The following is a 19607-nucleotide window of genomic DNA, read 5'->3' as shown; positions in this document are numbered from 1 at the left end:
TACTCCTAGACGTTATGCTTTAATAGCTGGTTTGACGATCACGTTAGCGCCAGTTGCACCTGGTACTGCACCTTTAATAAGAAGCAGATTGCGCTCAGCGTCAACACGTACGATCTCTAGGTTTTGAGTCGTTACACGCTCAGCACCCATGTGACCTGCCATTTTTTTGCCTTTGAACACGCGACCTGGAGTTTGACATTGGCCAATTGAACCCGGTGCACGGTGAGACAAAGAGTTACCGTGAGTCATATCTTGGGTACGGAAATTCCAGCGCTTAACAGCACCTTGGAAACCTTTACCTTTAGATGTACCAGTAACGTCTACTTTTTTAACTTCGTTGAAAAGTTCTACATTTAGCTCAGTGCCAACTTCAAACTCTTCGCCGTTTTCTAAACGGAATTCCCAAAGACCGCGACCAGCTTCTACACCTGCTTTCGCAAAGTGACCAGCTTCTGGTTTAGTTACACGGTTGGCTTTCTTAGTACCAGTAGTTACCTGGATTGCTGCATAGCCGTCAGTCTCAAGAGTTTTCACTTGAGAAATACGGTTTGCTTCAACCTCAACAACAGTTACTGGGATAGAAACGCCTTCTTCAGTAAATACGCGGGTCATACCCACTTTACGTCCGACTAGACCAATCATTCTTCTAATCTCCCTTAACCTAGGCTGATTTGTACGTCAACGCCAGCAGCTAGATCTAGGCGCATCAGTGCATCAACAGTTTTATCTGTTGGCTCAACGATGTCGATTAGACGTTTGTGAGTACGAATTTCGTACTGATCACGAGCATCTTTGTTGACGTGTGGAGAGATAAGAACAGTGAAACGCTCTTTACGAGTAGGAAGTGGAATAGGACCACGAACCTGTGCGCCGGTACGCTTAGCTGTTTCAACGATTTCCGCTGTAGAAGCATCGATTAGTTTGTAATCGAACGCTTTAAGGCGGATACGGATACGTTGGTTCTGCATGAGACAGAGCTCCAATAATTAAAAATTACACAAACAATATCGCCACTCAAACTCGTTAAAACGAGAGAATGCCAATTGATTTATGTGAAACCGTAGTGCCAAAATTAGGCACATTGTCAGTTAATTTTCGATTAACTTTAATCTATTACTAAACGCAACAGAGCTAATTGTATTAACTGCGAACATAAGCTGAGTATACGTTACTAAACTAACAGCTAGGTCAGTTTACTCCTCACTGCTCATTGGTTCACAACTGGATTTAACCAGTGCGGTGCATTATACAGATCACCATTACACATGCAAGCGCTGTGTAGAAATTAAACTTATAAACTATCTATTTCTTCTACTGAAGAAGTAATAGAAGGGATAGAAAGATGAGGTGAGCACTCACTACCTATCCTTTTATCCCTGATGCACAATTATACCGCTTGGCGCTGTCTCACTGCTTCAAACAGACAGATCCCAGCCGCTACTGATACGTTTAGGCTAGAAACGGTGCCCGCCATCGGTATTTTGATCAGATCATCGCAGGTTTCGCGCGTTAAACGGCGCATACCATCCCCTTCTGCGCCCATAACAATCGCAAGGGGCCCTGTCAGTTTGGCTTGGTAAATGTCATGCGTCGCCTCACCCGCAGTGCCAACAAACCATACGCCTTGTTCTTGAAGGGCGCGCATGGTACGTGCAAGATTCGTCACTCGTACTAAAGGCACAGTTTCAGCCGCGCCACAAGCGACTTTGCTGACCGTTGCTGTCATTGGTGCTGACTTATCTTTCGGTACGATCACAGCAGCGACCCCGGCAGCATCAGCGTTACGCAAGCATGCGCCGAGATTATGCGGGTCGGTAACACCATCCAAAACCAGTAATAGCGGTTGTTCATGCTGTGCGATGATTGCTTCTAAATCATGTTCATTAAGCTGTTTTGCTGGTTTTACACGAGCAATGATGCCCTGATGATTCGCCCCTTGAGCCTTATCATCCAATGTTTTACGTCCCATCTGTTGAATAGAGACACCGCAATGTTGCAGTTCATTTAACAGTGGAAGCAGGCGATCATCTTGCCGCCCTTTCAGTACAAACGCTTCAATCAATCGCGCTGGATCTTTTTCAAGTACAGCGCTGACCGCGTGAATACCATAAATACATTCGTTACTCATGATTTACCCATTGATCGTTATTTACTAGCACGCGCTTTATTTGCTTTGGCCGCGGGTTTCTTTTTGCGTGCTTTTGTTGTTTTGCTTTTTTTTCGTTCAGGTTTTGAGCCTGCACTGCTTTTTTCATCTGGGCGTTTAGTCGCTTCAACTAAAGGAGTTGCCTTTCCTTTACTTGACGTCACCTTCTTGCCACGTGCTTTCTCTCGTGCATCCGTTGCACGTTTCTTCGCTGTCTTGCCTTCTCCGCGCAGCTTACGGCTAGTGCCCACGATTTCAAAGTCAATTTGACGATCATCCAAGTTGACGGATAACACTTTGACTTTAACGGCGTCACCTAAGCGATAAATGTTGCCAAAACTTTCGCCGATCAATCGTTGCCCAACGGGATCAAATTGATAGTAGTCATTCGCTAGCGTTGAAATATGGACCAATCCATCAATGTGCAACTCAGTTAAACGAACGAAGAAACCGAAACCTGTCACGTTGGCTATGACTCCATCAAGCTCTTCGCCTACATGATCTTGCATGTATTCACACTTGAGCCAATCGGATACTTCACGCGTCGCATCATCAGCACGGCGTTCTGTCATTGAACATTGCTGACCATAGAAGTCCATGTCATCAAAAGAGTAGTGATAACCACCTGTGGTTGTCCAACGGTCGGTGTGATTACCCGATTCTTTGGCAATCAAATATTTAATTGCGCGGTGCAATAGGAGATCAGGGTAGCGACGAATAGGTGAAGTAAAGTGCGCATAGCGTTTGAGCGCTAAACCAAAGTGACCACAGTTATCCGCGTTATACACAGCCTGCTTCATGGAACGCAGTAACATGGTTTGGATCAACTCTTTGTCTTGGCGCTCACCAATCTGTTTCATTAAGTTAGCGTAATCGGTTGGCGAAGGCTCTAGCCCACCCGCTAAGTTCAAGCCAAGCTCGCCTAAGAAATCCCTAAAGCCGGTCAAACGCTCTTCTCCCGGTGATTCATGGATACGGTACAGAGCGGGCTCTTTCGCTTTTTCCACCAGCGATGCTGAAGCAATATTAGCGAGGATCATGCACTCTTCGATTATTTTGTGCGCATCATTACGGACAACAGGTTCAATGCTGTCGATTTTACGCTCAGCATTAAAGATAAACTTAGTTTCAATCGTTTCAAATTCGATACCGCCACGCTCATCACGCGCTGCTTTTAGCACCTTATACATCGAATAGAGTTCTTCAAGATGAGGAACCACGGCTTGATAACGTTCGCGTAGCTCTTCATCCCCTTCAAGAATGGCGTGTACTTTGTTGTAAGTTAAACGGGCATGAGAGTTCATCACGGCTTCGTAATGTTTGTAACCCGAAATTTTGCCCGTTGCAGAGACTGTCATCTCGCACACCATGCATAGACGGTCGACTTGTGGATTAAGTGAACAAAGACCGTTCGACAGTACTTCCGGTAGCATAGGGACGACTTGCGATGGGAAGTAAACTGAGTTACCACGGTTGATCGCTTCTTTATCCAAAGCCGTATCGGGGCGTACATAATAACTTACGTCAGCAATCGCAACCCAGAGACGCCAGCCACCACCTTTTTTGGCTTCGCAATAAACCGCGTCATCAAAGTCACGCGCGTCTTCACCATCAATAGTCACTAAAGGTAATTGACGCAAATCCACGCGCCCTTGCTTCGCCTCTTCTGGAACTTCTTCTCTCAGGTTTTCGACTTGCTTTAATACTTCTTGCGGCCACTCATGAGGGATCTGGTGAGTGCGAATCGCTATTTGTGTCTCCATACCGGGAGCCATATTTTCCCCAAGTACCTCAACAACTCTGCCTGTCATTCCTCTTGCTCTGGCACCACGATCGGTAATTTCAATCACCACCACGTTCCCCATGCGAGCTCCGCCTTTGTGCTCATTAGGGATCAAGATGTCTTGAGTGATGCGTGAATCATCGGGCACGACATAAGAGTAGCCATTTTCGAGGAAGAAACGTCCAACAAGTTGGGTTTTACGTTCTTCCAAAACTCGGACCAAACGTCCTTCTTTACGGCCTCTTTTATCCGTGCCTGTCGGTTGTACCAGCACGTAGTCGCCATGAATAATGGTACGCATTTGGTGATGAGGTAGCAAAACATCGTTATCTTTGCCAACGCTGCCATCAGGACGAACCCACCCATGACCATCTTTATGTCCGATTACGTGACCTTTGATCATTTCCAGTTTTTCTGGCAATGCATAGCATTGGCGACGAGTAAATACCAATTGGCCATCTCGCTCCATCGCACGCAAACGACGGCGTAGCCCTTCGTATTGCTCTTCACCAGACAAACCCAATGCCTCAAAAAGATCATTACGATTCATCGGTACATTGGCTTCGGTTAGAAATTCGAGGATGAATTCTCGGCTTGGAATTGGATTTTCGTAATTGCTAGATTCTCGATCCGCAAAAGGATCGTTATTGATAATTTCAGACATAGGCAGACCTGCTAAAGCAAGGAGAGATAGCCAGAGTATAACTGACTCACGGCAGAAGCTACAGCAGCGTATTGATTATTATAGGCTAATGCGTTAGAGGAAAAGCGTAGAAATGACTTCGCCCAACCGTGTGGGCGAAATAAAAAAAGCAATAATGAAGGCTACCAAAACGTATCTCTGCGCTTAGCTCGCGCAACCACATTTTGTGGCATTCTCTGCTCTAACCCCTGCCGGAGCATAGAGATCCGAGAATGTATTCTTTGATCGATAGTCACCGAATTATAAAGCCAGCGATAAGCATCTTCATAATCAAGCGGGCTGCCATAATCACGCAGCAGAAGCTCAGCTAGATGGATACGAGCATTAATATTACCCATCGCAGCGGCTTCACGCAGATAGGGAATAGCTCGCTCTTTATCCTGCTGTACTAAAGTACCACGCGAATAATAACGCCCAAGCTGCTCTAACGCAGCGGGTAAACCTTGATGAGCTGCATTTTCCATATAGTACAAGCCAAGTTCGACATCTTGATCTACACAGACCCCCCACGCTAGCATATCTCCATACAAAAACTCGTAGGAAGGCAGGCTGATGCGAGTAGCACGCGCAACAATATCTTCTACCAATTGGCAGTTGTCGGCCTTGACTTGCTCTAAATGTTTATTTTGCTCAATTAACTTGATTAGTTCAGCTTCGGTGTAAATAGGGACTGGCTCACCCACTTCCGCCACGTTGGCATGACTCAAGGATGAGGTCAGCGCTAAAAACAATGAAGCTGCTACCGTTCGTAGCTTCATACCTGCACTCTTTATGTCTATCGATAGCCTTAAAATTATAGCCTCAGTTTCATCTAGGGCTGGGCTTGATAACTTTATCGACCAGTGCGGCAAACTCTTTAGACAAAATTTGCCGTTATTCGGCCATTTATTGCCACACCAAGGACAAAATATCATCAATACAGGTATAAAAAAACCGGCTCTGAAAGCCGGTTTTAAAAACATTTATCAATCAACCATTAAACTGAAAATGGGTGAACCTTGATAATGGTTTCGTTACGATCTGGACCTGTAGAAACGATGTCAACAGGTACACCAGTCAACTCTTCAATACGTTTGATGTAATCAAGCGCCGCTTGTGGCAGGGCATCAATTGATTTAGCACCGAAAGTATTTTCAGACCAACCAGGCATAGTTTCGTAAATAGGTGTTACCGCTTCAAAAGCGTCAGCTGCCATTGGTGATACTTGAGCAATTGAGCCATCTGGCATTTGGTAACCCGTACAGATTTTTAGCTCTTCTAGACCATCAAGTACGTCAAGTTTAGTCAAGCAGAAGCCTGTGACTGAGTTAATTTGAATGGCGCGACGCATCGCTACCGCATCAAACCAACCACAACGACGCTTACGGCCTGTTGTCGCACCAAACTCATGGCCTTTAGTGCCTAGGTGATTACCGATTTCATCATCCAATTCGGTTGGGAATGGACCTGCACCAACGCGAGTACAGTAAGCTTTCGCGATACCTAGGATATAGCCTAGATGACGAGGGCCGAAACCAGAACCGGCAGCAACACCACCAGCAGTCGTGTTAGAAGACGTTACGTATGGGTATGTACCGTGGTCAATATCAAGCATAGTACCTTGCGCACCTTCGAACATGATTTTGTCGCCACGCTTACGCGCTGCATCAAGTTCATCGGTCACGTCGATCACCATCGAAGTCAGCAAATCAGCATAGCCTTGTGCTTGCTCAAGTACAGATTCGTAGCTTACTGGTTCAGCTTTGTAGAAATGCTCAAGTTGGAAGTTATGGAACTCCATCACTTCTTTTAGCTTTTCTGCAAATGAAGCCATATCGAACAAGTCACCAACGCGTAAACCACGACGAGCCACTTTGTCTTCATAAGCAGGACCGATACCACGACCTGTCGTACCAATTGCTTTTTTACCACGAGCCGTTTCACGAGCTTGGTCAAGCGCAATGTGGTAAGGAAGAATAAGTGGGCAAGCTTCAGAAATGAAAAGACGTTCGCGGACTGGAATACCACGCTCTTCTAGAGGCTTCATTTCATTGATTAGTGCGTCAGGTGAAAGCACAACACCGTTACCGATGATGCATTTCACTTTATTGCGAAGAATGCCGGATGGAATTAAATGAAGAACGGTTTTTTCACCGTCAATGACCAAAGTGTGGCCTGCATTATGGCCGCCTTGGTAGCGAACCACGTATTTTGCATCTTCAGTTAAAAGGTCTACGATTTTACCTTTGCCTTCGTCACCCCATTGGGTGCCTAGAACGACTACGTTATTTCCCATCTTTCCAAGTCTGATTGCTAGTTAAAAAAGGATTCTAGCACCGAATCCTTTTCCTTGCAGTCCTTTTTTAAACACGAAAATGTCATAAAAATATAACTTAATAAATGATTCAGTTATTAGGCACGTAAGTTACTCATCCGAATATATTTTTACGATCAGCTCTCCTTGACGATCAACACAAGCACGGTACATACCGGAACTGTTCATTGCAAAATGAATGTCGCCTTGCGCATCAATGGCGATCAATCCACCCTCACCACCGAGCGTTTTAAGTTCACCCTGAATAATGGTTTCACATGCGGTATGAACATCTTCTTTTAAATAACGCATGCGAGCGGCAACGTCACTAGCAACCATTTTACGAATGAAATATTCCCCCATGCCCGTTGTCGATACCGCCACATTACCATTTTCAGCCACCGTTCCTGCACCGATGATGGGAGAATCGCCGACGCGACCAAATTTTTTATTCGTGATGCCACCGGTACTAGTAGCAGACGCAAGGTTGCCTTGTTTATCTAATGCAACTGCGCCAACAGTGCCAAATTTCTTGTCATCTGGGAATTTTGATTCCGACAAAGCAAATTGATTGCTGCTTTTCATCGCTAGCAACTGTTCATAACGACGCTCAGTAAAAAAGTAATCTTGTTCTGTATATTGATGCCCTTGAGTAAAAGCAAACGCTTCTGCGCCCTCACCAATCAACAACACATGATCACTTTGCTTCATTACATCACGCGCGAGCTGCACTGGGTTTTTAATGTGCCGTACCCCAGCGACCGCGCCTGCGTCCATCATTTTGCCATGCATGACAGAGGCGTCCATCTCCACCATCTCTTGATGCGTTAACACCGAACCTTTTCCTGCGTTAAACAACGGAGAGTCCTCAAGTATTTTCACTGCCTCAACCACCGCATCCAGTGCATCACCACCTTGTGTCAGTACTTGATGCCCCGCTCGGACAGCACTTTCTAGCGTGTTCAAAATATCGCGCTTTAATGATTCGCTCATTTGTTGACGAATGATGGTTCCAGCGCCGCCATGAATTGCTATAGCAAAAGGTTGTGACATGAGAATTCCTTAACTTAATAAATTGAGAGGCAATACACTTCTGTTCTACACATTAACTATACCCAAATAACTTGAAGTTGCAGGTAGACGGCAAGTGAGTACTGTAATAATTAACAAGCAACAAAAAAGCGCTAATCGCATGACGATTAACGCTTTCCATTTCATTGTATCAGTCGGTTATTACTGCCTACTTTGGCACTACCAACCAAAAAATGATTAATGTGAACCGCAGCTGCCGCCACCGCAACAACCTTCTTTTTTCTCACCATGGTCATGGCCTTCACCACCACAGCAACCACCTTCATGATCGTGGTCATGGTCGTGGTCGTGGCCATGTCCACAGCCACCAGCTTGGTGAATGTGACCATGTTGGATCTCTTCTTCAGTTGCAGCGCGAATCGCAACGACTTCTACATCAAACGTTAATGTTTGGCCAGCCAACATGTGGTTACCATCAACTACTACTTCGTCACCATCCACTTCCGTGATTTCAACTGGAATTTGGCCTTGGTCAGTATCCGCTAGAAAACGCATACCCACTTCAATTTCATCAACGCCTTGGAAAACTTCAGCAGGTACACGTTGTACAAGCTCATCGTTGTATTCACCGTACGCTTCTTCAGGAGCGATAGTTGCTGTGAACTTATCGCCCACAACTTTTCCTTCTAACTCATTTTCAAGGCCAGTGATTAGATTGTTGTGACCGTGAAGGTAATCTAGTGGTGCATCAACTGTTGATTGGTCTACGACTGCACCATCTTCCAATACTAATTGGTAGGCTAGGCTTACAACCACGTTCTTTTCAATTTTCATAACAACTCCAAGGAGGTTTGTTCCTAGGTTGTCATCTTCAAACCTAAGAAATCGATCGGTATGGGACGTATTATGAAGATCTATTCCAGAAACTCAATTATTCTGGTTTAAAAATCCCGATCATCTCTTGCCGAGCATGTTCACTTTTTTCTACAGATTTGGGCTTTCGCTGTTCATGGTAGTCGCACTCGACACACTCAACGAGCTCTATGTTGTTTTCAACCCACCAGCGCAGAGTATCTTGTGACTGACAACTTGGGCACTTTGCACCGGCAATAAAGCGTTTTTTCTGTTTCACGTTACATCCTACAACTGAATATTGATTGGCGTTATTTTTCCCAATAATGACGAGATTGGCGATCATTATCCATTTCACGCCCAAATATTTCTTCCAGCTCTTTACGTGCCTCTTTGGCGCGCAGTGCGAGTTGTTTGTCTTGGTTATGTTGCGGTAGCAGCTCTTTGAGCATCGCATTATCGAGTTTTCTAAAATGTGCTTCGGCGCGCTTGGCTTGGTAAGGGTGCATGCCCAATTCGACCAGTACTTGTCGGCCGAGGTCCAAAGCGCCTAAGAAAGTTTCCCGCGAGTATTTATCGACCCCATGGCTGAGTAACTGATACGCCTCTACCCGGCTACGAGCGCGAGCTAAGATCTTTAACTGCGGGAAATGGTGCTGACAAAGCTCGACAATTTTCATCACTTCATCGGGCGCATCAGTACAGATGACGATCGCCTCAGCTTCTTCTGCACCCGCGGCGCGCAACAGTTCAAGTTGAGTTGCATCACCATAAAAAACGTTATAACCGTACTCTCTCAATAATTTAATTTGACTGGCATCGCTTTCTAATACGGTAATTTTAATCTTATTGGCGTACATCAAACGCCCTACAATTTGCCCAAAACGGCCAAAACCCGCAATGATGATTTGCGGCTGTTTATTGACGACATCGGAATGCATCTCATCGTCACTGCTGAGGTTCAATTTTCGCGCAAACCATTTGTCCTGAATCGTCAGTAATAAAGGTGTGGTGACCATCGACAGACTGACCACAACGAGCAAAAAGGCCACTTGATCCTGTGATAGCACACCCTGTGCGCTTGCCGCAGTGAAAATCACGAACGCGAACTCGCCGCCTTGGCTGAGGATCGCCGCCATTTTGCTGCGCGCTTTGGAACGTGTACCCGATAAACGCGCGAGGAGATAAAGGATTCCTCCTTTCACCATAACTAAACCTAATACAGCCGCCAACACTTGCAGCGGCGCTTGCGCCAATAAGCCCAAATTAACCGCCATTCCAACGGCAATAAAAAATAGCCCGAGCAATAACCCTTTAAACGGTTCAATCGCGATCTCAAGTTCATGGCGAAATTCACTTTCAGCCAGCAACACGCCAGCAAGGAAAGTACCGAGCGCCATTGACAAGCCAAGTTGCTGCATTAACAGTGCAATCCCAATCACCAACAGCAAGGCAGCAACGGTAAAAAGTTCACGCACACCACTGGTCACAATATAACGAAACAGCGGGCTCAAGAGGAAATGGCCCCCCACTAGCAAAGCGGCAATGCCACCCAACATCCAAACCACATCTAACCAGCTTCCCCCCGCGTTGCCTGCCAGCAAAGGCAAAAAAGCCAACATCGGGATGACGGCAATATCTTGAAAAAGCAGTACCGCAAAGCCAGACTGGCCTGTTTCACTGCGCGTAAGCCCTTGTTCTTCAATCACGCGTAACGCGATTGCGGTCGACGATAAAGCAAGGCCCATACCAATCACTAAACTACTCTGCCAGTTAACGCCTAATAGATAAGCAATACTGGCGATGACTAAGGTACTTACCATCACCTGAGCACCGCCCAAACCAAGGATCGGCCCACGCATCTGCCACAATTTTTTGGGGTTTAATTCCAGCCCAATCAGAAACAACAGCAGCACCACGCCAAACTCAGCAAAGTGTAATATGGCTTGCACATCACTGATTAAGCCTAGCCCCCAAGGCCCTATCGCTACGCCTGCCAATAAATAGCCGAGCACCGAACCCAGCCCTGCACGCTGAGCAATCGGTACGGCCACCACAGCCGCGGTTAAAAACACCACGCTGCTTTGTAAAAAATCACCGCTTAACGCCATCAAGCTCTCCTTGTGTGGCCAGTGGGTGTTGCAACCAGTGTCGATAATGCTCAGCGTGTTGATAGCGCTCCATATCACTCACATTACGTGACCAGTAGAGAACTAACGGTTCCATCCAGTTCATACAACACAGAGCCGCGGTTAATTCAAATGGTTGGAGAATTTGATCCAGTGGGTATTTGTTGTAGCCCCGCTCATCAAACGCTTCTTTTTTTCCGCCCGTGGTGATGACGCTACGCCAGTATTTACCATGCAACGCCGTCTGTCCGCCGAAGGCAAACCCTTTGGCAAGCACGCGATCAAACCACTCTTTGAGTAGCGCTGGGCAGGAATACATATAAAGAGGGTGTTGAAACACAATCACATCATGCTCAAGTAGTTTTTGCTGCTCTGCGTGCACATCGATAAAAAAATCGGGATAGGTTGCATACAAGTCATGCACTGTGACGTGGGGAAGTGACGCAATATTGAGCAGCATGGTTTGATTGGCGATGGAGTTTAATGGCTCAGGATGCGCATAAATCACCAATATTTTAGGTGTAGTTTGGTCAGGCATGACGGTAGTGGACATTTTTGTCTGCGCTCCCAATAGTTATCAATATGTTATTAAGCATAATAACGCAATTTGCATAATGATCGACATTTATCCTTATTGCCCCTACTATTCCACGTGATAACGTCTCGATATGAAAAATAGATTTTTATGATTACCTTCTCTGATATTCAATTACTGCGCGGCGGTAAACCGCTCCTTGAAAAGGCCTCTGCAACTATCCAGCCGGGCGATAAAGTTGGCCTAGTAGGCAAAAATGGGTGTGGCAAATCAACGCTCTTTGCCCTACTCAAAGATGAGCTATCTATTGACGCTGGCTCCTTCAGTAAACCAGCTCATTGGGAACTGGCTTGGGTTGCCCAAGAAACTCCGGCTCTTGATCGCAATGCGATTGAATATGTCATCGATGGCGATCGTGAATATCGTGAATTAGAACGGCGCCTCAGCGTTGCTGAAGAGGCAGACCAAGGAACCTTGGTTGCAGAGCTGCATGGAAAAATTGAAACCATCGGCGGATACAGTATTCGTGCCCGTGCTTCTGAACTGCTTGATGGTTTGGGGTTTAGCCAAGAACAGATGGGATGGAGTTTAACGCAATTTTCGGGTGGTTGGCGGATGCGCTTAAACTTAGCGCAAGCGCTGTTGTGCCGCTCGGATTTACTGCTGCTTGATGAACCAACCAACCACTTGGATTTGGACGCCGTCATGTGGCTTGAACGTTGGTTACAAAACTATCCCGGCACCTTGATCTTGATTTCCCATGACCGCGATTTTCTTGATCCGATCGTCGGACGCATCATCCATATCGAAAATCAAACCATGAATGAATACACCGGAAACTACTCATCGTTTGAAAATCAACGGGCGCAAAAACTGATCTTGCAGCAAGCCATGTACCAGAAGCAGCAAAAGCAGATGGTGCACATGCAAAGCTACATCGACCGTTTCCGCTACAAGGCCTCCAAAGCTCGCCAAGCACAAAGCCGTATCAAAGCGTTGGAACGAATGGAGAAAGTGCTGCCAGCTCAATTTGATAACCCATTTAATTTCGAATTTCGAGAGCCTTCAGCACTGCCTAACCCAATCATGATGATGGACGAAGTCTACGCCGGGTATGGTGAACGTTTAATTTTAGAAAAAATTCGCCTCAACCTTGTACCGGGAAGCCGTATTGGATTACTCGGGCGTAACGGTGCGGGTAAATCAACATTAATTAAATTGCTCTCCGGTGAGTTAAAACCGCAAGGCGGCGATCTCACTTATTCGCAAGGTGTAAAAATTGGTTACTTTGCCCAGCATCAGTTAGAAACACTGCATCCAGAAGAGACCCCTCTGCAGCACATGATGCAAATCGCCCCAGATAAAAACGAACTTGAGCTGCGTAATTATCTGGGTAGTTTTGGTTTCCAAGGCGACAAAGCGCTAGAGAAAATCGCTCCGTTTTCCGGGGGTGAAAAGGCTCGCTTAGTGCTTGCGCTAATTGTGTGGCAAAAACCGAACTTGCTGCTGCTTGATGAACCCACCAACCACTTAGACTTGGATATGCGTCAAGCCCTAACGTTTGCCCTGCAAACCTTTGAAGGTGCGATGGTCATCGTCAGCCATGATCGCTATCTACTGCGCGCAACCACCGATGACTTGTACTTGGTGCACGATCGTCAAGTCGCGCCTTTCGATGGGGATTTGACCGACTACTACAAGTGGCTGACAGAACAACAGAAAGCGGAACGTAGAGAAGTTCAATCTCAGCAACCTGCCAAAGACAGCAGCAACAGTGCCGCAGCCAAAAAAGATCAAAAGCGCCGAGAAGCGGAATTTCGCATCCAAACTGCACCAATTCGCAAAAAACTGACACAACTCGAAGCGAAAATGGACACATTGAACGCGGCACTGGCGCAAACTGAAGAGCAATTGTCTGATACTTCGCTGTATGAAGCCGAAAACAAAGCTAAACTTACCGAAGTGATTGCGCTTCAAGCTCGCAGTAAATCGGCACTTGAAGCGATCGAAATGGAATGGATGTCGGAACAAGAGACACTCGAGCAACTAGAGCAGGAATTCAGTCGCTAAGATGAGCCAAGAGCACGTACGATTATCACTGACCTTAGAACGCTTATGGCAATTCAGTTTGCAATACTACAGCGTGCGAGAAGTGAAAGAGGCGTGCTTAAGTTTACAAAATAACTTCCACGGCAACGTCAACTTATTGCTGCTACTCAAATGGCTTGATGAGCAACAAGTGACGGTTGCCGATGCTGACTGGCAAAATGTCACTCAATGTATCGGCCGTTCAGAAGCGCTGCTGCACAGTTACCGAGAGTTAAGACGACGTTTGAAAAGCATGGTGCCAGATACGCTGTACCGCGAGGCGCTGCAATTTGAGCTGCAGCTTGAAAAGCAGCAGCAAGCTGACCTCGTGGAATGTATCAACGCATTGGCATTGCAGAATAACCATGGTGAACAATTAACGCTGCGTTACTGTCGCCAGCTTGGCTGTGAGCATTTGCATCTCGCTTTTAAAACCCCGGCGCCTCATTCTCAAAAACCGTAACTACATCAATTGCTCGCTCGGTGTATACTGGTCGCAATTCATAAAAATAATACGCTATGGTTATGACTTCATTTATCGCTGCTACTGGACTAACAAATCCACACCTTCAGACTCTGCTTCCTCGTTTGTTGCGCAAACGCGCACGTTTTGAGCCGCTGTGGCAAACGCTGTTTACACCTGATGGTGATTTTTTAGACCTTGCTTGGAGTGATGATTGGCGCTCAGAGCGAGTACAAAATAAACCCCTATTTATCTTGTTTCATGGCTTAGAAGGCAGTTTTCATAGCCCGTATGCCAATGGCTTAATGTACGCCTTCGCACAGCAGGGATGGTTATCGGTCATGATGCATTTTCGCGGCTGTAGCGGCAAACCGAACCATCTGGCACGTGCTTACCATTCTGGTGAAGTTGAAGATGCACGCTTTGTGCTCGAATACATACGCAAGCAATGCCCAAATCGACCTATCGTGGCAGTGGGCATTTCTCTTGGCGGCAATATGTTGGTTAATTACTTAGCGCAATATAATCACGACCCGATCGTTAGTGCGGCAACCGTTGTCTCCGCTCCGCTCGATCTGGCAGCGTGTTCCACACGCATTGAACAGGGATTTTCAAAGGTTTATCGCGCTTACTTACTGACATCATTGAAAAAAAATGCACTAAAGAAACAGCATCTTTTACATAATGAGTTAGGTATTTCTCACCATCAAATTAAACACATCAAAAAACTTTACGAATTTGACGATCTCATCACCGCGCCTTTGCATGGTTTTCAAGATGCGCAGGATTACTACCAGCAGTGCTCAGGCCTTTCAAAGCTGACACAAATTCGCGTGCCGCTACAAATCATTCAAGCGCAAGATGATCCCTTTATGACGGATGCCGTGATCCCCAAATTTTCCTTACCAGAGAATATCCATTACCGCTTATTTACCCAAGGTGGCCATGTCGGTTTTCTCAGCGGTAGCGCGCTTAAGCCTAAATTTTGGCTCGAAGAAGCACTTCCAACCTATTACGAAAACCTGCGTCACGGCAACCCTATTGACCATCAATGCAACGCATGATTAATCACATATCGCTTTAAATCGATACCCTTTTCTCCATGACAGTTTAAGAGGTCGTCATGCTTATTCCTTGGCAGCACATTGCGCCTGAAACACTGGATAATTTGATTGAAACGTTTGTATTACGCGAAGGTACTGATTACGGAGAGCAGGAAGTACCATTGCAGCAAAAAATCGAGCAAATAAAGAAACAGCTCGCAACAGGGGAAGCGATCATCGTCTATTCTGAGTTGCATGAAAGTGTGGATATTCAATTGCGTAAATAATTTCAGCTCAAAACAATCTACTCTTTTCGTGCTATATTGCAGCCATCGATAACAAGTACGTTACATACAGACAGGGTTTGTCATGTCAGCAAAACATCCAATTATCGCTGTCACCGGCTCGTCCGGTGCCGGTACAACTACGACCTCAGAAGCCTTTCGCAAAATGTTCAATATGATGAACATTAAACCAGCATGGGTTGAAGGGGATAGCTTCCACCGCTTTACCCGGCCAGAAATGGATGTGGAAATTCGTAAATCGCGCGAACAAGGGAAGCACATCAGCTACTTTGGTCCACAAGCCAATGATTTTCCTGCATTGGAAGAATTTTTCCGCCAATATGGGAAATTAGGCACAGGCCAAGTTCGTCGTTATCTGCACTCTTTTGACGAAGCTGTGCCCTACAATCAAATGCCCGGCACCTTTACACCTTGGCAAGATTTACCAGAAAACTCGGATGTGATGTTTTACGAAGGTCTGCATGGCGGTGTAGTCGATGGCGATGTAAACGTCGCGCAGCATGTCGATTTTTTGATAGGCATGGTGCCAATCGTTAACCTTGAGTGGATACAAAAATACGTGCGTGATACACGTGATAGAGGCCATTCACGTGAAGCGGTGATGGATTCCATCGTCCGTTCAATGGACGATTACCTCAATTACATCACCCCCCAATTCTCGCGAACTCACATCAACTTCCAACGGGTACCGACGGTTGATACTTCAAACCCACTTAACGCCAAGGGCATCCCTAGTTTGGATGAAAGCTTCGTCGTGATACGCCTGCGCGGTATAAAGAATGTTGATTTCCCCTATCTGCTCGCCATGATTGATGGCTCTTTTATGTCGCGCCACAACACCATTGTGGTACCGGGTGGCAAGATGAGTTTTGCGATGGAATTGATCGTCAGACCGATCCTGCAGCAATTGATTGAAACAGGTAAAATTGGCTAAGTGATCGGACAAGTTGACGGTTACTTTTCATACCGTGATCATGTGCACAGTTTTGCGTAAAAAATCATGCCACTGACACGATTAAAATCAAGAAATCGTTTCTGAAAAAGGATACTATCCTTAACCGAAACACAAGTTAGCTTGCAGCATTTGGAAAGTGCTCTTATCCTAGTAAGCTTATTTTAGGCTTAGCTACAATATGGAAAGCGGCAAGCGTACCCTGCAGAGGAAGTGAGATATTATGGTTCTAGGTAAACCTCAAACCGATCCAACACTAGAGTGGTTTCTTTCACACTGTCATATTCATAAATACCCATCGAAAAGCACGTTGATTCATGCGGGCGAAAAAGCAGAGACGCTGTACTACATCGTCAAAGGCTCGGTAGCGGTATTGATTAAAGACGAAGAAGGTAAAGAGATGATCCTCTCTTACCTCAACCAAGGTGACTTTATCGGTGAGCTTGGTCTATTCGAAGAAGACCAAGAGCGTACTGCTTGGGTTCGTGCAAAATCTCCTTGTGAAGTTGCGGAAATTTCATTTAAGAAATTCCGTCAGCTTATCCAAGTGAACCCAGACATCTTAATGCGTCTGTCTGCACAAATTTCTCGACGCCTGCAAGTCACCAGTCAAAAAGTAGGCGATTTAGCCTTCCTAGACGTGACGGGTCGTATTGCACAAACGCTACTCAACCTAGCGAAACAACCTGATGCAATGACGCACCCAGATGGCATGCAAATCAAAATCACCCGTCAAGAGATCGGCCAAATTGTAGGCTGTTCTCGTGAAACTGTGGGACGTATTTTGAAGATGCTCGAAGAGCAGAATTTAATTTCTGCCCACGGTAAAACTATCGTGGTGTACGGAACTCGTTAATTTCAATCAAAATGATTGAGATTGAATGCATAAAGCCACCTTGGGGAACTCAGGTGGCTTTTTCTTTGGCGATATTTCAGTACGAAAGTAAAAAGATGAGAGGCTATTGCATGTCTGTGCTTTCAAATATTTTATCTGCAGAGGCCGCCACAAAACCGCTATAGAGTTCACCGTTGGCCATTGGATAGCGTTTGGCAAATTCATAGAATCCACCGGGAATCACCTCCACCCCTTCCGTAAATTGCACTGATACTTTATCGGCCATGGTCGACGACTGCTCAAGCAGCACATCAGGTGTACCTTTCACTTCTCCACCATTTTCATTGATGGTAAAACCCGCTTGGCGTAGATGATCATTGACCACTTTCACTTCATTAAACGCCTGCAGTTGATTAACACTAACAGTGAAATGGTTTGCGCCATAACCATGCGCCGCCAACCAAGCGGCGTATTCACTTTCGTTGGCAAGCTGCAAATAATCGCTGTAGCTTAGTTGCCACAGGCGACCGCCATATAAAAAGTCACTGCTGTTTAATTTATTGCTATCGACTTGATGTAGCAGTTTCTCCACAATGGCTTGGAGCACAGGTGAGCACTCTTCCACTTTCAGCTCGCTTATGAATACTTTAGGCTGGGTCGGATCAGGGTGTTCATAGTGCTTCGCTACCAGCTTCTTACTTTCAAACACATAATCACCACAGGCAAGGTAGCCTAAGGCAAGAAAAGGCTTAGCCAGCGTTTCAATACCTAATGGCGCAACATTGAAGGTTCGCAACGCAATATGGTCATTAATCAAGGCTTCGTCTTCTTGAAGCAAGTGATGGACTTTGTCGGCAGAAGGGCAAAGGCGCTGAATGTAGTCATTCCATAATGATTGAAATAAAACGGTTGGCGTCATAACGCCTCCTTGTCTGTGCTCGGTTTAAACCATGCTAGTAGGCATGGGGTTTTAGATAAAGTTTACTGCTATAGCTCAACCCCTGGGCTGAGCGTGGCAGGCAGTTCAGTCGAACAACCTTCCATTGATGCCATTGGGTATGCGCAGTAATCGGCCGCGTAATAGGCGCTTGGTCTTAAATTTCCCGATGCTCCCGGCCCACCAAACGGTGCATCACCACTGGCTCCGGTTAATTGTCGATTACGATTTACAATGCCAGCGCGGATATGATCGACAAAGTAATCCCATTCGGCATCATTGGTCGACACTAAGCCTGCCGATAAACCAAAGCGAGTTTCATTAGCCAGTTGCACCGCTCGATCTAAGCTTTGGTAACGCACGACTTGTAACAATGGCCCGAAATACTCTTCATCAGGCAATTGACTAACTGCGGTGACATCAATAATGCCCGGAGTGACAAACGCCGCCTGCAAAGGTGTCGCGGCCAGCAAGCTGACGCCACCTAAGGTGCGTAAATTATCCTGAGCAGCAAGAATGAACTGCGCCGCCGCTTGTGATATTTGTGGCCCCATAAAAGGTGCTGGCTCAGCAAAGGGATGATCAATACGCAATTTTTGAGTGGCACTGACCAGCTTTTCAAGTAACAGATCACCTTCATTCCCTTCAGGAACGTAAAGACGCCGTGCGCAGGTACAGCGCTGGCCTGCACTTAAAAATGCGGATTGAATAATGGTATACACTGCCGCATCAAGCTCGCCATACTGCTTAGAGATGACCATTGGGTTGTTGCCGCCCATTTCTAAAGCCAGCATTTTCCCCGGCTGCCCAGCAAACTGGCGATGGAGTAAATGACCTGTATTTGCGCTGCCAGTAAAAAGAAGGCCATCAATACCTTTGGCCTGAGCAAGCGCAATACCCGTTTCCTTCGCGCCCTGCACTAGGTTAAGTACACCCGCAGGTAGGCCTGCTTCTTGCCACAACTTCATCACAAACTCACCCGTCCACGGAGTCTGCTCTGAAGGTTTAAACACAACCGTATTACCCGCTAAAAGTGCAGGCACAATATGACCATTCGGCAGGTGGGCAGGAAAATTATACGGACCAAAAACCGCAAGAACACCCAATGGACGATGACGTAATACCAGTTGATTACCCGCCGCTTCGCGTGTGTTTTCACCAGTGCGATCATGATAAGCTCGAATGGATATAGCGATTTTACCCGCTACTGCTGCCGCTTCAGTACGCGTTTCCCAGAGTGGCTTCCCTGTCTCTTTAGCGATGATCTGCGCAAGCTCTTCACTGCGCTGTTTCACTTTTTCAGCAAAAGCTAAGACATATTGCTCACGCTCAACAAAAGGGCGTTTTTTCCACTCTATAAATGCGACTCTTGCCGCCGTAACCGCCGCTTCTACTTGCTCGGGTGTGGCGCTATCGCCCTGCCAAATCGTCTCATTGTTATAGGGACTAAGCGAAAGCATTGCCTCGCCTTGTCCAGCTAACCATTCACCTGCAATCCACTGAGTCATCTG

At 46.3% G+C, this 19607-nt stretch carries 19 protein-coding genes; 6 read left to right on the top strand and 13 right to left on the bottom strand.

Annotation, left to right across the window (positions count from 1 at the left end; all coding sequences use genetic code 11):
- Positions 1-12: 12 nt before the first annotated feature.
- The 11 genes from rplC to kefG form a co-directional block, all read right to left on the bottom strand.
- The gene (gene rplC, locus N5E84_RS14980) at positions 13-642 is read right to left on the bottom strand and encodes a 50S ribosomal protein L3 (RefSeq protein WP_013855921.1); all 630 of its coding nucleotides are present in this window, start codon (positions 640-642) and stop codon (positions 13-15) included.
- A 14-nt stretch (positions 643-656) separates the two neighbouring features.
- On the bottom strand, positions 657-968 hold the full coding sequence (rpsJ, locus tag N5E84_RS14975) for a 30S ribosomal protein S10 (protein WP_001181007.1): 312 nt from the start codon (positions 966-968) through the stop codon (positions 657-659).
- Positions 969-1387: 419 nt separating this feature from the next.
- Positions 1388-2128 (bottom strand): 23S rRNA (guanosine(2251)-2'-O)-methyltransferase RlmB, encoded by a 741-nt coding sequence (gene rlmB, locus N5E84_RS14970; protein ID WP_017042851.1) that lies wholly within the window; start codon positions 2126-2128, stop codon positions 1388-1390.
- Between the two features lie 17 nt (positions 2129-2145).
- The gene (gene rnr, locus N5E84_RS14965) at positions 2146-4593 is read right to left on the bottom strand and encodes a ribonuclease R (protein ID WP_069211898.1); all 2448 of its coding nucleotides are present in this window, start codon (positions 4591-4593) and stop codon (positions 2146-2148) included.
- A 161-nt stretch (positions 4594-4754) separates the two neighbouring features.
- Positions 4755-5390 (bottom strand): flagellar protein MotX, encoded by a 636-nt coding sequence (gene motX, locus N5E84_RS14960; RefSeq protein WP_013855917.1) that lies wholly within the window; start codon positions 5388-5390, stop codon positions 4755-4757.
- A 218-nt stretch (positions 5391-5608) separates the two neighbouring features.
- Positions 5609-6907: an adenylosuccinate synthase gene (locus N5E84_RS14955; RefSeq protein WP_013855915.1), complete on the bottom strand. Its 1299-nt coding sequence runs from the start codon at positions 6905-6907 to the stop codon at positions 5609-5611.
- A 129-nt stretch (positions 6908-7036) separates the two neighbouring features.
- Positions 7037-7978 carry an isoaspartyl peptidase/L-asparaginase family protein gene (locus N5E84_RS14950; RefSeq protein ID WP_069211899.1) on the bottom strand — a complete coding sequence of 314 codons (942 nt, stop codon included), beginning with the start codon at positions 7976-7978 and terminating at the stop codon, positions 7037-7039.
- A gap of 216 nt (positions 7979-8194) precedes the next feature.
- Positions 8195-8791 (bottom strand): peptidylprolyl isomerase, encoded by a 597-nt coding sequence (slyD, locus tag N5E84_RS14945; protein WP_013855912.1) that lies wholly within the window; start codon positions 8789-8791, stop codon positions 8195-8197.
- Between the two features lie 97 nt (positions 8792-8888).
- Positions 8889-9089 carry a YheV family putative zinc ribbon protein gene (locus N5E84_RS14940; protein ID WP_010318749.1) on the bottom strand — a complete coding sequence of 67 codons (201 nt, stop codon included), beginning with the start codon at positions 9087-9089 and terminating at the stop codon, positions 8889-8891.
- 31 nt (positions 9090-9120) lie between these two features.
- Positions 9121-10920, bottom strand: a complete 1800-nt coding sequence (gene kefB, locus N5E84_RS14935; RefSeq protein ID WP_019282419.1) for a glutathione-regulated potassium-efflux system protein KefB — start codon at positions 10918-10920, stop codon at positions 9121-9123.
- Positions 10904-11491, bottom strand: a complete 588-nt coding sequence (kefG, locus tag N5E84_RS14930; protein ID WP_029190037.1) for a glutathione-regulated potassium-efflux system ancillary protein KefG — start codon at positions 11489-11491, stop codon at positions 10904-10906. Before kefG ends, kefB begins: the two co-directional genes overlap by 17 nt.
- A 132-nt stretch (positions 11492-11623) precedes the next feature.
- Between kefG and N5E84_RS14925 the strand changes: the two genes are divergently transcribed.
- The 6 genes from N5E84_RS14925 (at position 11624) to crp (ending at position 17180) form a co-directional block, all read left to right on the top strand.
- A complete protein-coding gene (locus tag N5E84_RS14925) occupies positions 11624-13543 on the top strand; it encodes an ABC transporter ATP-binding protein (RefSeq protein WP_017049199.1) in 1920 nt (639 codons plus the stop codon).
- Position 13544: 1 nt separating this feature from the next.
- On the top strand, positions 13545-14024 hold the full coding sequence (locus N5E84_RS14920; protein ID WP_010318745.1) for a TIGR02444 family protein: 480 nt from the start codon (positions 13545-13547) through the stop codon (positions 14022-14024).
- Positions 14025-14080: 56 nt separating this feature from the next.
- The gene (locus N5E84_RS14915; protein WP_019282421.1) at positions 14081-15088 is read left to right on the top strand and encodes a hydrolase; all 1008 of its coding nucleotides are present in this window, start codon (positions 14081-14083) and stop codon (positions 15086-15088) included.
- Positions 15089-15147: 59 nt separating this feature from the next.
- The gene (locus tag N5E84_RS14910) at positions 15148-15354 is read left to right on the top strand and encodes a YheU family protein (protein WP_010318743.1); all 207 of its coding nucleotides are present in this window, start codon (positions 15148-15150) and stop codon (positions 15352-15354) included.
- A gap of 82 nt (positions 15355-15436) precedes the next feature.
- Positions 15437-16306, top strand: a complete 870-nt coding sequence (locus N5E84_RS14905) for a phosphoribulokinase (RefSeq protein ID WP_019282422.1) — start codon at positions 15437-15439, stop codon at positions 16304-16306.
- A 241-nt stretch (positions 16307-16547) separates the two neighbouring features.
- Positions 16548-17180: a cAMP-activated global transcriptional regulator CRP gene (gene crp / locus N5E84_RS14900; protein ID WP_010318741.1), complete on the top strand. Its 633-nt coding sequence runs from the start codon at positions 16548-16550 to the stop codon at positions 17178-17180.
- Positions 17181-17283: 103 nt separating this feature from the next.
- On the opposite strand, the gene N5E84_RS14895 is transcribed toward crp, so the two are convergent.
- Positions 17284-18078, bottom strand: a complete 795-nt coding sequence (locus tag N5E84_RS14895) for a DUF1338 domain-containing protein (RefSeq protein WP_019282423.1) — start codon at positions 18076-18078, stop codon at positions 17284-17286.
- A gap of 68 nt (positions 18079-18146) precedes the next feature.
- Complete coding sequence (gene astD / locus N5E84_RS14890; RefSeq protein WP_019282424.1) at positions 18147-19604, bottom strand: succinylglutamate-semialdehyde dehydrogenase; 1458 nt, start codon at positions 19602-19604, stop codon at positions 18147-18149.
- Between the last annotated feature and the right edge of the window lie 3 nt (positions 19605-19607).

It is taken from the genome of Vibrio sp. J502, from assembly GCF_025397955.1.
GTDB classification, from domain to species: Bacteria; Pseudomonadota; Gammaproteobacteria; order Enterobacterales; family Vibrionaceae; genus Vibrio; species Vibrio anguillarum.
The sequence above is the reverse complement of the archived record's forward strand: the minus strand, read 5'-3'. Positions and strand labels throughout refer to the sequence as shown.

Excerpts from the sequence above, each read along its gene's own strand:
- rplC (WP_013855921.1), bottom strand. The coding sequence starts at position 642 with ATGATTGGTCTAGTCGGACGTAAAGTGGGTATGACCCGCGTATTTACT.
- rpsJ (WP_001181007.1), bottom strand. The coding sequence starts at position 968 with ATGCAGAACCAACGTATCCGTATCCGCCTTAAAGCGTTCGATTACAAA.
- rlmB (WP_017042851.1), bottom strand. The coding sequence starts at position 2,128 with ATGAGTAACGAATGTATTTATGGTATTCACGCGGTCAGCGCTGTACTT.
- rnr (WP_069211898.1), bottom strand. The coding sequence starts at position 4,593 with ATGTCTGAAATTATCAATAACGATCCTTTTGCGGATCGAGAATCTAGC.
- motX (WP_013855917.1), bottom strand. The coding sequence starts at position 5,390 with ATGAAGCTACGAACGGTAGCAGCTTCATTGTTTTTAGCGCTGACCTCA.
- N5E84_RS14955 (WP_013855915.1), bottom strand. The coding sequence starts at position 6,907 with ATGGGAAATAACGTAGTCGTTCTAGGCACCCAATGGGGTGACGAAGGC.
- N5E84_RS14950 (WP_069211899.1), bottom strand. The coding sequence starts at position 7,978 with ATGTCACAACCTTTTGCTATAGCAATTCATGGCGGCGCTGGAACCATC.
- slyD (WP_013855912.1), bottom strand. The coding sequence starts at position 8,791 with ATGAAAATTGAAAAGAACGTGGTTGTAAGCCTAGCCTACCAATTAGTA.
- kefB (WP_019282419.1), bottom strand. The coding sequence starts at position 10,920 with ATGGCGTTAAGCGGTGATTTTTTACAAAGCAGCGTGGTGTTTTTAACC.
- kefG (WP_029190037.1), bottom strand. The coding sequence starts at position 11,491 with ATGTCCACTACCGTCATGCCTGACCAAACTACACCTAAAATATTGGTG.
- N5E84_RS14925 (WP_017049199.1), top strand. The coding sequence starts at position 11,624 with ATGATTACCTTCTCTGATATTCAATTACTGCGCGGCGGTAAACCGCTC.
- N5E84_RS14920 (WP_010318745.1), top strand. The coding sequence starts at position 13,545 with ATGAGCCAAGAGCACGTACGATTATCACTGACCTTAGAACGCTTATGG.
- N5E84_RS14915 (WP_019282421.1), top strand. The coding sequence starts at position 14,081 with ATGGTTATGACTTCATTTATCGCTGCTACTGGACTAACAAATCCACAC.
- N5E84_RS14910 (WP_010318743.1), top strand. The coding sequence starts at position 15,148 with ATGCTTATTCCTTGGCAGCACATTGCGCCTGAAACACTGGATAATTTG.
- N5E84_RS14905 (WP_019282422.1), top strand. The coding sequence starts at position 15,437 with ATGTCAGCAAAACATCCAATTATCGCTGTCACCGGCTCGTCCGGTGCC.
- crp (WP_010318741.1), top strand. The coding sequence starts at position 16,548 with ATGGTTCTAGGTAAACCTCAAACCGATCCAACACTAGAGTGGTTTCTT.
- N5E84_RS14895 (WP_019282423.1), bottom strand. The coding sequence starts at position 18,078 with ATGACGCCAACCGTTTTATTTCAATCATTATGGAATGACTACATTCAG.
- astD (WP_019282424.1), bottom strand. The coding sequence starts at position 19,604 with ATGACTCAGTGGATTGCAGGTGAATGGTTAGCTGGACAAGGCGAGGCA.